The organism is Flavobacterium odoriferum (assembly GCF_025499515.1).
GTDB lineage: Bacteria > Bacteroidota > Bacteroidia > Flavobacteriales > Flavobacteriaceae > Flavobacterium > Flavobacterium odoriferum.
In genome coordinates this window covers 18,849-33,185 of record NZ_JAMKFA010000024.1, presented here as the reverse complement: position 1 = coordinate 33,185, position 14,337 = coordinate 18,849, and the positions used below count along the sequence as shown (strand labels likewise).

General features: G+C 33.2%; 20 protein-coding genes. 1 reads left to right on the top strand and 19 read right to left on the bottom strand.

Going from position 1 to position 14,337, the window contains the following annotated elements:
• Positions 1 to 173 precede the first annotated feature (173 nt).
• The 10 genes from M9Q43_RS13500 to M9Q43_RS13455 form a co-directional block, all read right to left on the bottom strand.
• Positions 174 to 626, bottom strand: coding sequence for an SMI1/KNR4 family protein (locus tag M9Q43_RS13500; protein ID WP_262319391.1), 453 nt, complete (start codon positions 624 to 626; stop codon positions 174 to 176).
• Between the two features lie 181 nt (positions 627 to 807).
• Entirely contained in the window at positions 808 to 1,578 is a 771-nt protein-coding gene (locus M9Q43_RS13495; protein WP_262319390.1) for a hypothetical protein, read from the bottom strand.
• Between the two features lie 171 nt (positions 1,579 to 1,749).
• The gene (locus tag M9Q43_RS13490; protein WP_262319389.1) at positions 1,750 to 2,352 is read right to left on the bottom strand and encodes a hypothetical protein; all 603 of its coding nucleotides are present in this window, start codon (positions 2,350 to 2,352) and stop codon (positions 1,750 to 1,752) included.
• A 166-nt stretch (positions 2,353 to 2,518) separates the two neighbouring features.
• Positions 2,519 to 2,827, bottom strand: coding sequence for a hypothetical protein (locus M9Q43_RS13485; protein WP_262319388.1), 309 nt, complete (start codon positions 2,825 to 2,827; stop codon positions 2,519 to 2,521).
• Between the two features lie 382 nt (positions 2,828 to 3,209).
• Positions 3,210 to 3,656, bottom strand: coding sequence for a hypothetical protein (locus tag M9Q43_RS13480; protein ID WP_262319387.1), 447 nt, complete (start codon positions 3,654 to 3,656; stop codon positions 3,210 to 3,212).
• A gap of 162 nt (positions 3,657 to 3,818) precedes the next feature.
• On the bottom strand, positions 3,819 to 4,640 hold the full coding sequence (locus M9Q43_RS13475; RefSeq protein ID WP_262319386.1) for a hypothetical protein: 822 nt from the start codon (positions 4,638 to 4,640) through the stop codon (positions 3,819 to 3,821).
• Between the two features lie 172 nt (positions 4,641 to 4,812).
• Positions 4,813 to 5,406, bottom strand: a complete 594-nt coding sequence (locus M9Q43_RS13470) for an AbiU2 domain-containing protein (RefSeq protein WP_262319385.1) — start codon at positions 5,404 to 5,406, stop codon at positions 4,813 to 4,815.
• A 593-nt stretch (positions 5,407 to 5,999) separates the two neighbouring features.
• Positions 6,000 to 6,665, bottom strand: a complete 666-nt coding sequence (locus M9Q43_RS13465) for a suppressor of fused domain protein (protein ID WP_262319384.1) — start codon at positions 6,663 to 6,665, stop codon at positions 6,000 to 6,002.
• A gap of 194 nt (positions 6,666 to 6,859) precedes the next feature.
• A complete protein-coding gene (locus M9Q43_RS13460; protein WP_262319383.1) occupies positions 6,860 to 7,363 on the bottom strand; it encodes a hypothetical protein in 504 nt (167 codons plus the stop codon).
• A gap of 166 nt (positions 7,364 to 7,529) precedes the next feature.
• Entirely contained in the window at positions 7,530 to 8,066 is a 537-nt protein-coding gene (locus tag M9Q43_RS13455) for a leucine-rich repeat domain-containing protein (RefSeq protein ID WP_262319382.1), read from the bottom strand.
• A 628-nt stretch (positions 8,067 to 8,694) separates the two neighbouring features.
• On the opposite strand from M9Q43_RS13455, the gene M9Q43_RS13450 reads away from it, so the two are divergent.
• The gene (locus M9Q43_RS13450; RefSeq protein ID WP_262319381.1) at positions 8,695 to 9,087 is read left to right on the top strand and encodes a hypothetical protein; all 393 of its coding nucleotides are present in this window, start codon (positions 8,695 to 8,697) and stop codon (positions 9,085 to 9,087) included.
• On the opposite strand, the gene M9Q43_RS13445 is transcribed toward M9Q43_RS13450, so the two are convergent.
• From M9Q43_RS13445 to M9Q43_RS13405, 9 genes are all read right to left on the bottom strand, one after another.
• On the bottom strand, positions 9,064 to 9,312 hold the full coding sequence (locus tag M9Q43_RS13445; RefSeq protein ID WP_262319380.1) for a hypothetical protein: 249 nt from the start codon (positions 9,310 to 9,312) through the stop codon (positions 9,064 to 9,066). The two genes, M9Q43_RS13450 and M9Q43_RS13445, sit on opposite strands and share 24 nt — an antisense overlap.
• Positions 9,313 to 9,365: 53 nt before the next feature.
• Positions 9,366 to 10,487, bottom strand: coding sequence for an MBL fold metallo-hydrolase (locus tag M9Q43_RS13440; protein WP_127137572.1), 1,122 nt, complete (start codon positions 10,485 to 10,487; stop codon positions 9,366 to 9,368).
• Positions 10,488 to 10,547: 60 nt separating this feature from the next.
• Complete coding sequence (locus M9Q43_RS13435; protein WP_262319379.1) at positions 10,548 to 10,997, bottom strand: PaaI family thioesterase; 450 nt, start codon at positions 10,995 to 10,997, stop codon at positions 10,548 to 10,550.
• A gap of 11 nt (positions 10,998 to 11,008) precedes the next feature.
• Positions 11,009 to 11,500, bottom strand: a complete 492-nt coding sequence (locus M9Q43_RS13430) for a luciferase domain-containing protein (RefSeq protein ID WP_262319378.1) — start codon at positions 11,498 to 11,500, stop codon at positions 11,009 to 11,011.
• A 119-nt stretch (positions 11,501 to 11,619) separates the two neighbouring features.
• Entirely contained in the window at positions 11,620 to 12,516 is an 897-nt protein-coding gene (locus M9Q43_RS13425) for a dioxygenase family protein (RefSeq protein ID WP_262319377.1), read from the bottom strand.
• Positions 12,517 to 12,547: 31 nt separating this feature from the next.
• The gene (locus tag M9Q43_RS13420) at positions 12,548 to 12,919 is read right to left on the bottom strand and encodes a DoxX family protein (protein WP_262319376.1); all 372 of its coding nucleotides are present in this window, start codon (positions 12,917 to 12,919) and stop codon (positions 12,548 to 12,550) included.
• An 18-nt stretch (positions 12,920 to 12,937) separates the two neighbouring features.
• On the bottom strand, positions 12,938 to 13,363 hold the full coding sequence (locus M9Q43_RS13415) for a DUF6526 family protein (RefSeq protein ID WP_262319375.1): 426 nt from the start codon (positions 13,361 to 13,363) through the stop codon (positions 12,938 to 12,940).
• A gap of 34 nt (positions 13,364 to 13,397) precedes the next feature.
• The gene (locus tag M9Q43_RS13410) at positions 13,398 to 13,853 is read right to left on the bottom strand and encodes a MarR family winged helix-turn-helix transcriptional regulator (protein ID WP_127137567.1); all 456 of its coding nucleotides are present in this window, start codon (positions 13,851 to 13,853) and stop codon (positions 13,398 to 13,400) included.
• 2 nt (positions 13,854 to 13,855) lie between these two features.
• Positions 13,856 to 14,335: a glutathione peroxidase gene (locus tag M9Q43_RS13405; RefSeq protein WP_262319374.1), complete on the bottom strand. Its 480-nt coding sequence runs from the start codon at positions 14,333 to 14,335 to the stop codon at positions 13,856 to 13,858.
• Positions 14,336 to 14,337: the final 2 nt, after the last annotated feature.

The window sequence follows — 14,337 nt, the reverse complement described above, 5'->3', positions numbered from 1 at the left end:
TTTTTTTTTCCGTTTTATTATCAAAATTTTCTGCTAACGTTCTGTGGCTTGCTCTCAGTGGCGTTGAACCAACACCAAGCCATTACAAATATAACAAAACATTCCATTCAACAGCGGATTTTCCGTAGGAAAATCCGGAAGTAGCCATTGAAGCAAACCGCTGTTAGCAACAGTTATTGTATTCGATTAAAATTATCTATCCATTCAGTAAATGAATTAGATATTTTCTTAACCTTTTCTAAATCGTGGTCAAAAAAATATACTGCGCAATTTTCTTTTTTTTCTTTTAGGTCGAATGTTAAAAATCCAAAAATACTTCCCATACAATCAGAAGCAAAAGGTATCATATCAATCGACATTTGAGAAGTAAATTCATTTTTTTTATCAAAGATGATGCTTTCAACATCCCAAAATTGTTGGACATCATTTAGATCTAGTTCGTTATCAACTATAATATCAAGGATGTCGGGAGTCCATAGATTTCCGAAATTAAGTAGGAATATTTTGTAATCATCAGGTAAATAAATATCAAACTCAGATTCAAGCTTTTGAATTTCTGATTCAGTTGTTTTTTCTACTTCTTCGCTATTGTTATATTTTGTTGCAAATTCTTGAAATACTTCCATTTTTATAATTGTTGCTAACGTTTCGCGGCTTCACGTCTGTTGCTGCTGCGAACACTGACCAAACAAATATACAGAAATTCTAACGAACTCAATTATTGAAAACAAGCCAAATGTCCACCGAAGCAAAAATGGCAAGCGCAAGCCCAGCAATAGCGTGAAACCGCTGTTAGCAGCAGTTATTCTATTCTTCTATCCGTTCATTCTTTATAATTTCTGCAATAAATGTTCCGCTTTTGTCATTGTAAACTTCCACTAAAAGATTTGCTCCACCTTCTTGATATGTTCGCTTTATATTCAGCAAATATTTGTCGCCTTGCTTTTCAATGCTTAAAATTTCGTCATTCGCTCCATCGTCTTGTTTAAGTTCAAAATAAGGATAATTGTCTTCGTAATTTTCGTTCTTGACCATTTTTACAAGTCCTTCGTAGTTAACAGACTTGTCCGAAAAAACTACAGGAGTGTTGATTGAACAACCTGTTAAACCGTCATCGTCCGAAACTCCAATTCCAAAATAATTTGTCGCAATAAATGAAACTTCTTTATTGTCAATTTTTACTATTTTGTTTTGAAAGTGTTTAATTGGCTCATAAATTTTCCTTCCGTCAACATAGCCTTCAAAGTCTTTCGTTTTTATTTTGATATATTTGAATTCTTGGCAATAGTCGTCTGTTGGTTTGATTTTATAGTATTTGTCACTTACTTCTGTTATATCTACAAATTGTTCGTTTAAATATGAAATGTCCTTGATTTCTTTAAAGTTTCCGTTCAATAATTTTAAGTTGTCGCCAAGTAAAATTCCTTTTCCGTTGACTTTGCAAAAAGTGATTTTAGTATGGCTTGTGTCAGTCGTAAGGTTTTCTACTTTTTCAGTTGTTGCTTGATTCGTTTTGTTTTCTTGTTGTCCACAAGAAATTAGTAAAATCAAACTCAATATTGTTGTCAGTCTTTTCATTGTCTGTGTGTCTTCTGTTATAATTGGTGCTAACGTTTCTGCGGCTTGCTTTCAGTGGCGATGAACCAGCACCAAGCCATTACAAATATAGAAAAAACTTTAAATTAAGCAACTGTGCCATTGCAAATATTCCCGAAACTCGCCATTGAAGCAAACCGGTGTTAGTAGCCGTTACTTTAGTAAGTTTATTAAATCGTTTGCTTTTTTTAAAAAATTATCATCCAATTTTATATCAGAATCGGTTGCGTAATCAACAAGAATATCACTAATCTCTACCAGTTTTCCCATTTTACTTTCTTCCTCTGGAGACCAAATAGTTCCTGATTTTAAGCCATTATCAAAAATTGTGAAGTAATAATTAGTTCCATCAAGCCCAAATATTTCTTCCTCTTCATATTTTGTTTGGTAAATACAAAGTTTATAAAGCTCAATTAATTTTAAAGCGACATCATTTTGAATTTCTTTTTTAAACTTTTCAATTTTTACATAATTTCTTTTCTTTGAGTACCATATACTTTCCTTTGCAATGTTGTAATTCAAAATGAATTTATCTCCTTGTTGGTTAATTTGGACTACAAACTCTGGCGAAAAAGAAGGCGTTACGATAAATTGAACACTTGGTGTTTCTGAAAGATTTTCGAAAAGAACTTTTTTGATTACTGGAAAATACTCTAATCTATGTGGATAGGTGTCAAAATATCCTTGAACAGGAAGAAGATGATTTTGAGCAATTGTAAATAAAGGAAATATTAATATTATTAAAATTTTTCTCATATCGTGCTTTTGTAATGGCTACTAACGTTATGAGGCTTGCTCTCAGTGGCGTTGAACCAACACCAAGCCATTACAAATATAACAAAACATTCCATTCAGCAGCGGATTTTCCGTAGGAAAATCCGGAAGTAGCCATTGAAGCAAACCGCTGTTAACTGCAGTTTTTTTATGGAAGATAAATTACTTCATCTAGTTTTTTAATTTTTTTTACACCATCGAGTATGTTTTCAATATTTGAATAATTTAATATTAAACTGGTAATGATTATTTCTTTTCCATCGTGAGAATATAGTTTTGTATATCCAAAATCATACAAAGGATTTCTGTGATCTTTAGTAGATAAGTGAAATTCTATAAGCTTCAAATTTTCCGAATTAAAAATGTATCCAGAATTATTAATTGTGGTAATTGTTTCATTTTGATAATCAATAATAATTCTTGTGAATTTTTCGTGCCAAAAATATTTCAAATACATATAAGCTAATTGACCACAACGATAAAATAAATAGAATAGTAAGAAGTAAAAAAATATTGCTAAAAAAATAGTTTTGTAATTAGAACTAAAAAATCTAGGGATAAAATTTATTCCTGCAAAAATGCAGAATGTACAGATAAAACACGAAAGCAAAAATAGTAATGATGCAAATAGAAATTTGAAATTAAATAATGTGTAAGTTTTAATTTTTGGCATATTGCTGATTTAAAATTGCAGTTAACGTTATGAGGCTTGCTCTCAGTGGCGTTGAGCCAACACCAAGCCATTACAAATATAACAAAACATTCCATTCAACAGCGGATTTTCCGTAGGAAAATCCGGAAGTAGCCATTGAAGCAAACCGCTGTTGTGCAATCGCTTTTTATTTTCCCACTTTTAAATGCTTTTCCGGAATAAGATTAATTATGTCATAAATTAAATTGATGCAAAGAATACCCAAACTGATTGTCAATTCGAGATTTATTATCATCCAAGTTCCTTGATCTATATTATGTCTTCCGTAAATACTATTTCCTTTTTCTACTGATAAAATCCAATTAAATAGATTTAAATATATTGATAACACAACACATAAAGAGAGAAATATATAATTTATGTACCACCAGTTTTTCTGATATTTTTCATTAATTTTTTTTAAAACTATTAATAAAACAATTGGTAAAATCAATGAATTAAAACCTAATGAAAACATTGAGGCAAAAGGAAACGAGTTGTCAAATTTCCAAAATAGAAATAAAAATAAGTTTGGAATTACAGTCCATAAAAAACCAATTTTTAAAACTTCAAATATGTATTTTTTATTATTCATACCAATTAAAGTGTTGCACAACGTTTCTGCGGCTTGCTTTCAGTGGCGATGAACCAGCGCCAAGCCAATACAAATATAGAAAAAACTTTAAATTAAGCAACTGTGCCATTGCAAAGATTCCCGAGACTCGCCATTGAAGCAAACCGGTGTTGTACACTGTTTTTATTCAATTTGGATTGGTATAGAGTAAGTTATGTCGATATTTTCATTATTCAATTCGGCAGCTTTCTTTACTTTTATAGTTTCAATTATTTTATGGAAAATTTCTTTTTTACCATTCAAGCTACATTCAAACGAGTTTGAGTCTATTTTTCCATTTTTATCAAACTTTATTTTGAGATAGAATTTTTCGCCTCTAATTTCGTCAATTATATTTTTATCTAATTTATCTATAATATATTGTTTTATACTTAAATAAAAACAATCTGAACTCCTATCATCGTTTTCACAATTTTCTATTAAGACATGTTTTATCTTGTCAGGATTTGGTGAAGGCATTTTAGAATAATCTTGTTTAGATTTTCTTATGACTTGTTCAAAATAATTTGATTTATTTTTCTTTTCGATAATTATATAAAAGCTTGTAGATGAAACTTTTGATTCACCATCTCTAAAAGAAGTTACTGGTTGTATCAGAGGTAATTTTTCAAGACTTTCTATTACTAAGTTCTTAACAACATCATTTACATTTTCAACTTTTAAAATAGTTGTCTTACCATTTATTTCATTTCGTAAAGTTAATTTAATTTCTAAGACGCCATCAACGTCATTCAATTTATCAAGGTTATCAGGTTTATTAAAATTAGATAAAATTAAGTTACCAACCTCCAAACTATAACATTCGGATTTGTCTTTTGAATTTTCACAACCTGGAAATGTTGGAGTTATATCATTAATAAAATCTTGATAAGTTTTATCTTGACAATATCCAGAGAAATTTATTAATATTAGAAATATAGTAATTAGTGTTTTTTTTATAATCATTGTTTTAGAGTTCGCGTTAAAATAGTGTACAACGTTATGAGGCTTGCTTTCAGTGGCGTTGAACCAACACCAAGCCATTACAAATATAACAAAACATTCCATTCAGCAGCGGATTTTCCGTAGGAAAATCCGGAAGTAGCCATTGAAGCAAACCGCTGTTATAGGTAGTGCCTTATTGTCGACGCCGATTTATTATTTCTTTTTTCTTTTCAATTCCAAGTCTTATGAAATTTAATAATCTCATTGCTCCAGTTTGGATTCTAAAACCATATAGTTTTGTTGATTGACCTAACTCTACTTCAATTAAATTAAATATCCCTTCAATAGAATTAAAGATAATTTTTAAATCATCGAGTTCAAGTCTATCAAATTCTTTTTTTGACATTACGGATTCTAAGTCATAATGTCCAAAAGCTTTGTTTCTAGCAACCTTAAAAGGACCTATTTTTTCATTAATAGTTTCGAGTTTTAGTTTAGCGCTTGAAGTACATTCAAAATCAAGTTTTTCAATGAGATCAATTAATTTTGGTATAGTAAGATTTTCTTTTCCCATCATTATTTTTTTGTCCATTAAAGCACATGTCTGAATGGTTATAAAATTCCAATATAGCCAATACAAATCACTAAAAAAAGATGACTTTGTTTCACTAATCATAGTGTCTAATTCTTTATTCTCAGCGAATAAAATTTCATATTCATTGACATAATGTAATAGATTTACATACTTATTTTTGATTTGTAAAAATACGTCTTCTAACTCTTTCATGTCTTTAAAATGAGGTGATTTGGCATTACCTATAACGTTTCGCGGCTTAAAAATGTGGCGAAAAAGCAACACCACGCCTTCACAAATATAACCAAAACTTTAAATTAAACAACTGCGCCATTTCAAAAATTCCCGAAACTAGCCATTTTTTTAAACCGCTGTTGTGTGCTGCATGATATTTTCGGAACTTAAAAAAACTCAACGCAAAGTTTATCGGCAAAGTTCGGATTGTCACGCAAAGCATATTTTCACACAACGTTTAGTTTCAGTTTTTAATTTCACAACGGATTTTCCCTAAAACGTAATTTCAGCACAAAGTTTATCGACAAAGTTCGGTTCGGTTTTTAATTTTTACGCAAGATTTTTCGGTAACAATTTCAATAAATTTCTTTCGGAAAAATAAGAGAAAAGCTTTCGGCGTAAGTTCGGAAAATATGTTGCACACAACGTTTTGGCGCTTGGCGAAGAAGCGGATTTCGAAGCACTAAACTGTCTGCCAGCACTGAACTTGATACGAAGCACAAAGCTTCGTTTAAGCACTGAACCCGCTTTTTTGCCAAACGCCTGTTATGTGTAGCCATTCTTTCCATTTTCTAAGCTACTGGTTGTCTGTCCAAGTCACTATATGGATAATGTCCAGCTTCTTTTAGTTTCTTAAATAATTCTTCGCTTCCATTTGCTCTTGAAAATTCCATTTCACTCCTAAAAACTTGCAAACACAATAGTAAATGATGCTTTCTTTCACCAATTCTAAATTCTTTGTTGTCGGGTTGGTAAAGGTCAAATACCAAACAAGTGTTTTCTTCACCTTCTCCATTAGGAACTTCGCAAGTCTCATTTGGATTTAAAACTGCTTCTCGAGAGAAAAATCCGATTGTCGTGAAAAATCCACAAAATGTTCTCTCAATAAGGTTAAATGGTGTTTGTGTGTCTTCGATATCGTTGTATGCGTGTTTTGTAAACGCAACAAGTTCATATGTCCCAAGTCTGTTCGGCAAAGGTCCAGTTCCGTCAGGTTCTAAAAGCTCCATTGTAGCAAAGCCTGTCCCATTAATATGATTTGGAAAATAATACATATCAACTGCTCCACCGACTGCAAAGGGAATAATTGCGTGTCCAACCAAGTCGTGCATTTTTCCAAGAACATTTTCAAGTCCTTGTGATTTTAATTCATAGTGAAGTTCGTACTCTTGTTCACTAAATTCTTTTGGTTCTGGTTTGTCAGATTTGCCAAATAGTTTTTTAAAAAAGTTCATCATTTTTATGTCGTTTTATTCTCTATGCGGCCGCTCTTATGGTTACACATAACGTTTCGCGGCTTAAAAATGTGGCGAAAAACCAGCACCAAGCCTTCACAAATATAAACAAAACTTTAAATTGAGCAACTGCGCCATTTCAAAAAATCCCGAAACTAGACATATTTTTAAACCGCTGTTATAGCCAGTTTTTATTACTATCTGCATGGTTTTCGACCGAAATTTATTCCACCACGTTCGTCCAAAGTTAATACTTGTCCCTTCACGTGTTGGGGGTGTTGTCTAACAATTTGTTCAAGACCATATGACTTCAAAGTTATTTGTCCTTGTTGTAGCTCAATTATCCATTCGTAAACAAACTTATTTTTCTCTTGCTCAACTTTGCTTTTTAAATAAAGATCAGCAATTTCCATTAAGTCAAGAAAACCACCGTCAGTTTTAAAGTCAAACTGCAAGTCAAAGCAATCTTTAAAAATTAGTGTGCAAGGAGCAACCCAAAATGTAAATGTCTGTGCTGGTGGAATTGGATGAACCCATTTAAAAATGTAATCTAAGTCAAGCAAGAAGTCTGCTGTCCAATTGTCTTCGTCTTTTTCAATTGTCAGCCCATATATGTTTGCGTCATGCCAACCCATTTCTTCAAAGTCGTCATGTGTCCAGATACTTTTGTCAAGTTTATATGTTTCTGTTTGTTCTATCATTTTCGTTCGTTCTAAAATTGGCTATAACGTTCTGCGGCTTGCTTTCAGTGGCGTTGAACCAACACCAAGCCATTACAAATATAACAAAACATTCCATTCAGCAGCGGATTTTCCGCAGGAAAATCCGGAAGTAGCCATTGAAGCAAACCGCTGTTAGCAACAGTACTTATTCATTACCATAACTTTCCATATAGTCACTGACCGAATAAATTAATTTAATTTTTGTGCCAAGTGATTTCTTTATAATTTCCAAATCATTCTTGTCAAGCTTAGTATCCACAATTTTTAAAACTTTAAGTTTTGGAAGTGATTTTAGTTTTGGTATTTCTGCAACTACATTCAGATTTTTATTCAACGCCAAATCTAAAATTTCAAGATTTTGAAGGTTTGATAATGAGTTTGGTAAGCTTTTCAGTTCGTTAGAGTTCAATGTCAAAACTTTTAAGTATTTTAATTCGGATATTCTTTCAGGTAATTCAACAATACGATTTCTGTCCTTATCACCTCCACTTAAAGCTGATAATGGCGGATAAAATATTACTTCTTTTGCGCCAAGTTCCAATTCAGTTAAATTTTTGTATTCAAAAACACTATCTGGAATTGAGTTAAGTTTTCTACTACTTAAATCAATTTTAGTTTCTATTCTCGAATTCTTTTCAGAACATGAAAACAGAATTAAAGAAACTATTAAATAATATTTCACTTGCAGATTTTTTAAAGTATTGTTGCTAACGTTCTCACCGCTTGCATACAGTGGCGTTGATTTTTTACTGTTGTTTATTCTATTCTTTTAGTTTGTTTTTGCCGAAATTTTTAAAAAACACCCAAGCGTAGCCATTGATGTAAACGGTTGTTGTATGGCGTTATTTTTTTCGGCTCAGTTCGGTAAAATTTACGTTTGTTAATAAAGTTGTTAATAAAAGTACTACAAAATATTTTGTAAAACGTTATCTTTTCAATATCTTTGTGAATTAACATAAAAAATACTCCAATCTGTAATAGAAGGAGTTGTCTGAAGTTCTTAAAAATATCGTCTAACTTAAAATGTAACTATTATGAAAACTAACATTTTAAATCAAAAACCCAACTGCGGGTTAAGCAGAGAGTTAACATGTCTAACTAATTTTTTTAAAGTATGGAGCAGGAGCAGAAACCCACCCGTCTGAAAAAAATTGAATTATCCATATTCGCAATTCATTGTGTTATCGAGATAGTTAAATTAATTTTTCCTACACTTCAGTAGTTTTTAATTTTGATTAGGCAGTAGTTCCCGCTACTGTCTTTTCTTTTTCCTAACTCTTAACACCGACAAAAATACAAAAACGAACAACATGAACAATAGTCTATCTATATTATTAATTTATAGTAATTATATTTTTGATAGATTATATTTATTAATCAAACGTAAATTTCAAAGAACTAATTTAAAAACTGTAATATTTATGGTAACAGAAAAACCAAAACAATTAATTGATTTATTAAACAAACTAAAAAACGAAACTGATAAAACTACATATCAAAGTATTTATATTGATATAGCTAAAGAAGTAATGTCTTTAGAATTTAAACATAATCCAAAACAACCTTTTCAAGGTTTAGTTTATAAAAAGTTAGTTCAGCTTTCTGTCAAAGAATTTGTTTATTCAGGTCAATCTGAAGAATCATTATCTAACTTAAAAGAAGTTATAGGTATTTTAGAATCAACTTCTGTACTCGTTAGGTAAGTTTTTTATATCTTCTTGAAAGTCTTTCAGAATACTCTCTTCTGTCAGGCTTTCTTTTTCAATGTTAAACTTTTTTACAAGTTTTTCTGTCTGAATTTCTTCTTTCATAATGACATACAACGGTTTGCGTATATGACTTGTGGCGGTTTTCGAAGTGCTTTCTTGTCGGCTTGCACCAAACTTACTTAAAAGCAAAAAACTTGAATTTACCACTTTCCCCGCCATAAGTTATATACGCTGTTAGCGGTTCGGTGTTTATCAAAAGTAATTTAGGTCTTTTATTTCCACCAAAAATCAAATACTTGGGTGGTATCTTTTAGGTAAACCACTTCGCCAATTTTTGGGGTTGCAATGTTTAGGTTTTCTGTTTTATTAAGCTGTGTTAGGGTTTCTAAAGGGTCGTCCCAATTGTGATTGGCCATTTTAAATTTAGAAGAGTGTGCAGGCAATATGCGCTTGGCTTTTAAATCTTTGGCAGCTTGTATAACGTCTTCCGGAAAATTGTGAACCGCTCGCCAAGCAGCATTGTACTGACCGTTATCTAAAATAGCAAAATCAATTGTTGCATATTTCTTCCCAATGGCTGCAAAATGACTATCGTAACCACTATCTCCACCTACATAAATAGTCATCGATGGTGATTTAATTAAAAAGGATGCCCAAAGGGTATTGTTGCGGGAAAATCCTCTGCCCGAAAAATGCCGAGCAGGCTCGCAATGAATGCTTAGGTCGGTGCCTTGTTGTGTGCTTTCGTACCAATTTAATTCGATGATTTTATCTTCGGGAACGCCCCACTTTTTAAGATGATTACCTACCCCTAAACCAACTATAAACTTTTCTGCCTTTTCTTTTAGATGGATTATAGTGGGGTAATCTAAATGGTCATAATGGTCGTGGGTAATGATAAGGTAATCGATTTTGGGAAAATCTTCTGCTTGATAAATATCCGTTCCCGCAAAGGCTTTGTTGGTACCGGGAACGGGAGATGCATTGCCGCTGAATACAGGATCTACCAAATAGGTTTTTTGGTCGAGTTGCATAAAATAACTGGAATGACCGAACCAAACAAGAACATTTTCCTCAATTGCTAAACTTTTCAAATCGGTTTTAATGGTAGGTAATGTTTTATCAGGAATAGGGTTAGAAGGTTTTTCAAATAGTTGCTCTTTTATCACTTGTGTCCAAGAATAATTAGGGGTAAGCATCGGTGTTGGACTGATATTTTGAAATTTACCATCCTTATAATTAGAGAGTTGTTCATATTTTTGCCTGTCATCTTTGGTTGGAGAAGCCCCAAATTTATCTTGTTGCATAAAAAGCCAAAGAGCAAGAATTAAAATGGAAACTATTACAATAAATACAATCATCACTTTTTTTAATTTTCGAAAAAACTTGTTCATCTTTTTTAGATAGAAAAATTTGATTCATTTAAATTCTTGAAAAAGCCAACACATCTAATCTTATCCAGAAAGCTTATCACTATTTTCTTTTATTAATTTGCTAAAAACACAACGGGCAACTACTACAGGATTTTCTTGGTGGTCTTGAAAAAGTTGAATATCCACTTTAACGATGGTTTTCCCATCTTTAATCACTTGAGCCTTAGCTTCTATATCGCTGGAGGTTGCAGCGTGTAGATAGTCTATGCGCATATCAATGGTATTGAGTTTGTCTTTGGGAGATTGCAGCGTAGTAGCAGCTGCAGTGCCACCTGCTGTATCTGCAATAGCAGCTAAAAACCCTCCGTGCCAACGCTGCTGAATGAAATCTCCAATGAATTCGTTTTTAAAAGGAACGTGAAGATGTGCATAACCCGACTTCACTTCCAAAATTTTTATACCTAATAGTTGATTAGCAGGCATCAATTCTTCAATGCCTTTTTTTAATAACTCAATAAATTCTTTTTGCATATTTTATGGCTTTATTTGTCATTTAATTTGCCGGTTGCAAATAAATAAGACCGCAAGATAATTTTTTTAATGATTTCTTTTTCTTCTTCATTTCGAGGGGCATACACCATAATAAAATTATGAGTAAGATAGCCCATTTTGGCAACTGGGTGTAACTCACCCCAACCTCGGCTTATGACATATTCAGCATCTTTTAATGTTAGACCTAAGTGCATACTGCCAACGGGCACTGGATGAAAGTGAGCAAACTCATTTCCAATCATAAAGGCGTGACAATCATTGCACATTTTGTCGGAAGAGAGACACATAGCTTGGGCCCCGGGAACAGATATTTTGCTGAACTCTTTGTTGATTTCAGGAAGCGAGAATGCCCAATCCATTAGTGAATCAACGAGTTTACGGTCTTCGGGCTGTTGATTCAGCTGCATATGTGGGTTGCTTGGTGTAGTTTTGGGTTTAATCCCATTTCGTAAGGGAAGTTCAAAGGTGTTTTCGTTTATCATATTTTTAGGGATTGATTTTTCATATTTTGTTAATTGTATTTTTCCTTGATTGAAACTGACGCTAAATGAAGTGAAAATCAAAACGATTAATAGTAAGTACCAATAACAGGATACTGTCATTATTGTTTGATGATAAAACTCCTTTCCCCAAAAGCGGGAAGGGAAGACTCTGATTCAAAAAAGTAATGTATTTCATCTTTGGAATCCATCAACCCTAAACTATATAATACAGGCACAAAATGGTCGGGCGTAGGAGCTGCCAGTTTGCCTAATTTATGACTGTTTTGATAATTAATAATGTTAGAGATATTTCTTTTATCTATTTGTTCCTTAACCCAGTTATCATATTCCATCTCCCAACCATAGGGCGAACTATCATTGCTTTGCATTTTTTTCATAGCAAGTGGGAGATTGTGAATTAATGCACCGCTGCCAATGATGAGTACTCCTTTTTCACGAAGTGATTTTAATTGTTTTCCTAACTCGTAATGATATTCAGGTTTTGCATAATAGTCGATGCTTAATTGAAATACAGGCACGTCCGCTTCAGGAAACAAGTGCATAAGCATAGGCCAAGCTCCGTGGTCGAGACCCCAGTCGGTAGTTTCGCTAACCGATGGGATAATGCGTTTTACTTCTTTTGCAATTTCAGGGGAGCCTTTAGCTTTGTAAAATACATCATAATATTCTTTAGGAAACCCATAGTAATCGAAAATCTGTTGCTGTTCAGGCGATACGTTAACAAAAGTTCCTCGGGTACACCAGTGAGCCGAAACCACCAAAGCAGCTTTTACCTCATAATTTTTTTTCAATTCCTTTCCCAATTGAAATAAGGTATTCCAAAAGGTGCGTTCTTCTCTTGAAAGCGGAATATCCATAGGATTGCCGTGCGAAGTAAATAAAACAGGCATCTTTTTTCCTTGAACAGGAAGTTCATCCGTATATTTTCTAAAGCTGCTTAAGGTATTCACAATTGTTAGTCCTAATGTTGCTAATATAAATTGTTTTCGATTCATTATATTCTACTGTTCAAAATTAGGAATTTGATTATGATAGATTTCCATTGAAAAGTTTATTAAACATTTCAGGGATTCTCACCCAAGCAGTTACCCAAATGAACAACAGAACGATGGATTGAAAAGCGTAAGGCTCGTCATTGGCCATATGTACCAATATGGCACCTCCAAAATAAGCACTCAATAACAACACCCCTAAAACAGCGGTGCGAGGTATTAAAAACAACAATACACTTACCAATTCACCTAGAGCTATAATGGTTATCATTGAGCCCAAGCCCCATTTACCGAAATTTTCAACCATTTCGGGGTTGCCTAATAGCTTTTGGCTGGCACTCATTACTAATAAAGCGGTAAGCAATCCTGCCATTACCCAACCTGTAATTTTTCTACTTTTGCTCATAATTGATGTTTTTAAGGTTTAAACTCTATTTTCATCTGCCGTCCAGTTTTTTATGCTTTCTTTTATGGCTTTTGGACTAAGGTTTTCTTTGGCTGCCCGCTCTATCAATGCTGCTAATTCTTTATCTGATGCAAATCTGGTGGCTACCAATTGTGCCATTGTTAATTTATCTTCTAATTCTTCTAATCTGTTGCCTGTCAAAATATAATAGCGTAATCGTAGTTCTGCTCTTATGGTTCTGTCTTGATTTTTTGTGGCATACAATCTAGCTATTAAAGAAGCGAGAAAAACACTTAAAGCTAAAATCAGAAAAAAGATTTTTTCAGTCAGACTGTGGTCAGAGAATAGCAATACAATACTCAATATCACCCCAACGAGCGTGAGCGGTGATAGAATAAAATGATGAAGTGGATTGTAACGGACGTGATTTTTAAAATTTTGCATATTCAATTATTTTTTGGTTATACTTTTTTTAAAATTATTTACAATGATGCTCTTTAGTTAAGGCAATTAGCTTTTGCAAGGTATGTTTCATCTGGTCCATTTCTTCTTGACTTATCCCTGAATGACTAATGGAGCAAGATAATTTTTCAGGTATGTAACTCGCCTTCTTTTTCAAATTTATTCCTTTTTCTGTAAGGCTTATCTCCACTACACGTTCGTCACTACTAGAGCGTTTCCTTGAAATAAAACCTTGACTTTCCAACCTTTTAAGTAAAGGGGTTAGAGTATTGGACTCCAGCATTAGTTTACTGCCAATATCATTTACCGTCAGGTTTTGGTATTGCCAGAGCACCAACATCGTTAAATATTGAGGGTAAGTAAGCCCCAACTCGTTGAGCAGGGGCGTATAAAGTTTGGTTACCACTCTAGATGCTGCGTATATCGGAAAACAATACTGATTTTCAATTTCTAATTCAGCAGAATTTTTCATTTTTAAAGAATTTTTCGCAGGTAACTTTCCATTTTCTCCGGCTTGGTGGTAGGAGCAAATCGTTTGACCGGCTTTCCGTTTTTGTCAATGACAAATTTGGTAAAACTCCATTTGATGTTGCTACCTAAAATGCCTCCAAGTTTGGATTTTAAATACTTAAAAACGGGGTGAGCATTGGCCCCATTGACTTCTACTTTGTCGAACATGGGAAAACTTACCCCGTAATTAATTTCGCAAAATTCACTAATCTCATTGGCTGTGCCTTGTTCCTGCTTTCCGAATTGGTTGCAAGGAAATCCCAAAATAACCAACCCCTTGTCTTTGTATATTTTATACAAATTTTCCAATCCCTCATATTGTGGGGTAAGTCCGCACTTGCTAGCAGTATTTACCACCACTATGGTTTTACCTTCAAACTCTTTCAAAGAAATGGTTTCTCCGTTGAGTTTTTTTGCCTCAAGTTCAAATAAGCTCGCTTCCATTT

Excerpts from the sequence above, each read along its gene's own strand:
- M9Q43_RS13440 (WP_127137572.1), bottom strand. The coding sequence starts at position 10,487 with ATGAACAAGTTTTTTCGAAAATTAAAAAAAGTGATGATTGTATTTATT.
- M9Q43_RS13490 (WP_262319389.1), bottom strand. The coding sequence starts at position 2,352 with ATGAGAAAAATTTTAATAATATTAATATTTCCTTTATTTACAATTGCT.
- M9Q43_RS13425 (WP_262319377.1), bottom strand. The coding sequence starts at position 12,516 with ATGAATCGAAAACAATTTATATTAGCAACATTAGGACTAACAATTGTG.
- M9Q43_RS13430 (WP_262319378.1), bottom strand. The coding sequence starts at position 11,500 with ATGATAAACGAAAACACCTTTGAACTTCCCTTACGAAATGGGATTAAA.
- M9Q43_RS13465 (WP_262319384.1), bottom strand. The coding sequence starts at position 6,665 with ATGATGAACTTTTTTAAAAAACTATTTGGCAAATCTGACAAACCAGAA.
- M9Q43_RS13485 (WP_262319388.1), bottom strand. The coding sequence starts at position 2,827 with ATGTATTTGAAATATTTTTGGCACGAAAAATTCACAAGAATTATTATT.
- M9Q43_RS13450 (WP_262319381.1), top strand. The coding sequence starts at position 8,695 with ATGAACAATAGTCTATCTATATTATTAATTTATAGTAATTATATTTTT.
- M9Q43_RS13475 (WP_262319386.1), bottom strand. The coding sequence starts at position 4,640 with ATGATTATAAAAAAAACACTAATTACTATATTTCTAATATTAATAAAT.
- M9Q43_RS13415 (WP_262319375.1), bottom strand. The coding sequence starts at position 13,363 with ATGCAAAATTTTAAAAATCACGTCCGTTACAATCCACTTCATCATTTT.
- M9Q43_RS13470 (WP_262319385.1), bottom strand. The coding sequence starts at position 5,406 with ATGAAAGAGTTAGAAGACGTATTTTTACAAATCAAAAATAAGTATGTA.
- M9Q43_RS13435 (WP_262319379.1), bottom strand. The coding sequence starts at position 10,997 with ATGCAAAAAGAATTTATTGAGTTATTAAAAAAAGGCATTGAAGAATTG.
- M9Q43_RS13500 (WP_262319391.1), bottom strand. The coding sequence starts at position 626 with ATGGAAGTATTTCAAGAATTTGCAACAAAATATAACAATAGCGAAGAA.
- M9Q43_RS13405 (WP_262319374.1), bottom strand. The coding sequence starts at position 14,335 with ATGGAAGCGAGCTTATTTGAACTTGAGGCAAAAAAACTCAACGGAGAA.
- M9Q43_RS13460 (WP_262319383.1), bottom strand. The coding sequence starts at position 7,363 with ATGATAGAACAAACAGAAACATATAAACTTGACAAAAGTATCTGGACA.
- M9Q43_RS13420 (WP_262319376.1), bottom strand. The coding sequence starts at position 12,919 with ATGAGCAAAAGTAGAAAAATTACAGGTTGGGTAATGGCAGGATTGCTT.
- M9Q43_RS13410 (WP_127137567.1), bottom strand. The coding sequence starts at position 13,853 with ATGAAAAATTCTGCTGAATTAGAAATTGAAAATCAGTATTGTTTTCCG.
- M9Q43_RS13480 (WP_262319387.1), bottom strand. The coding sequence starts at position 3,656 with ATGAATAATAAAAAATACATATTTGAAGTTTTAAAAATTGGTTTTTTA.
- M9Q43_RS13495 (WP_262319390.1), bottom strand. The coding sequence starts at position 1,578 with ATGAAAAGACTGACAACAATATTGAGTTTGATTTTACTAATTTCTTGT.
- M9Q43_RS13445 (WP_262319380.1), bottom strand. The coding sequence starts at position 9,312 with ATGGCGGGGAAAGTGGTAAATTCAAGTTTTTTGCTTTTAAGTAAGTTT.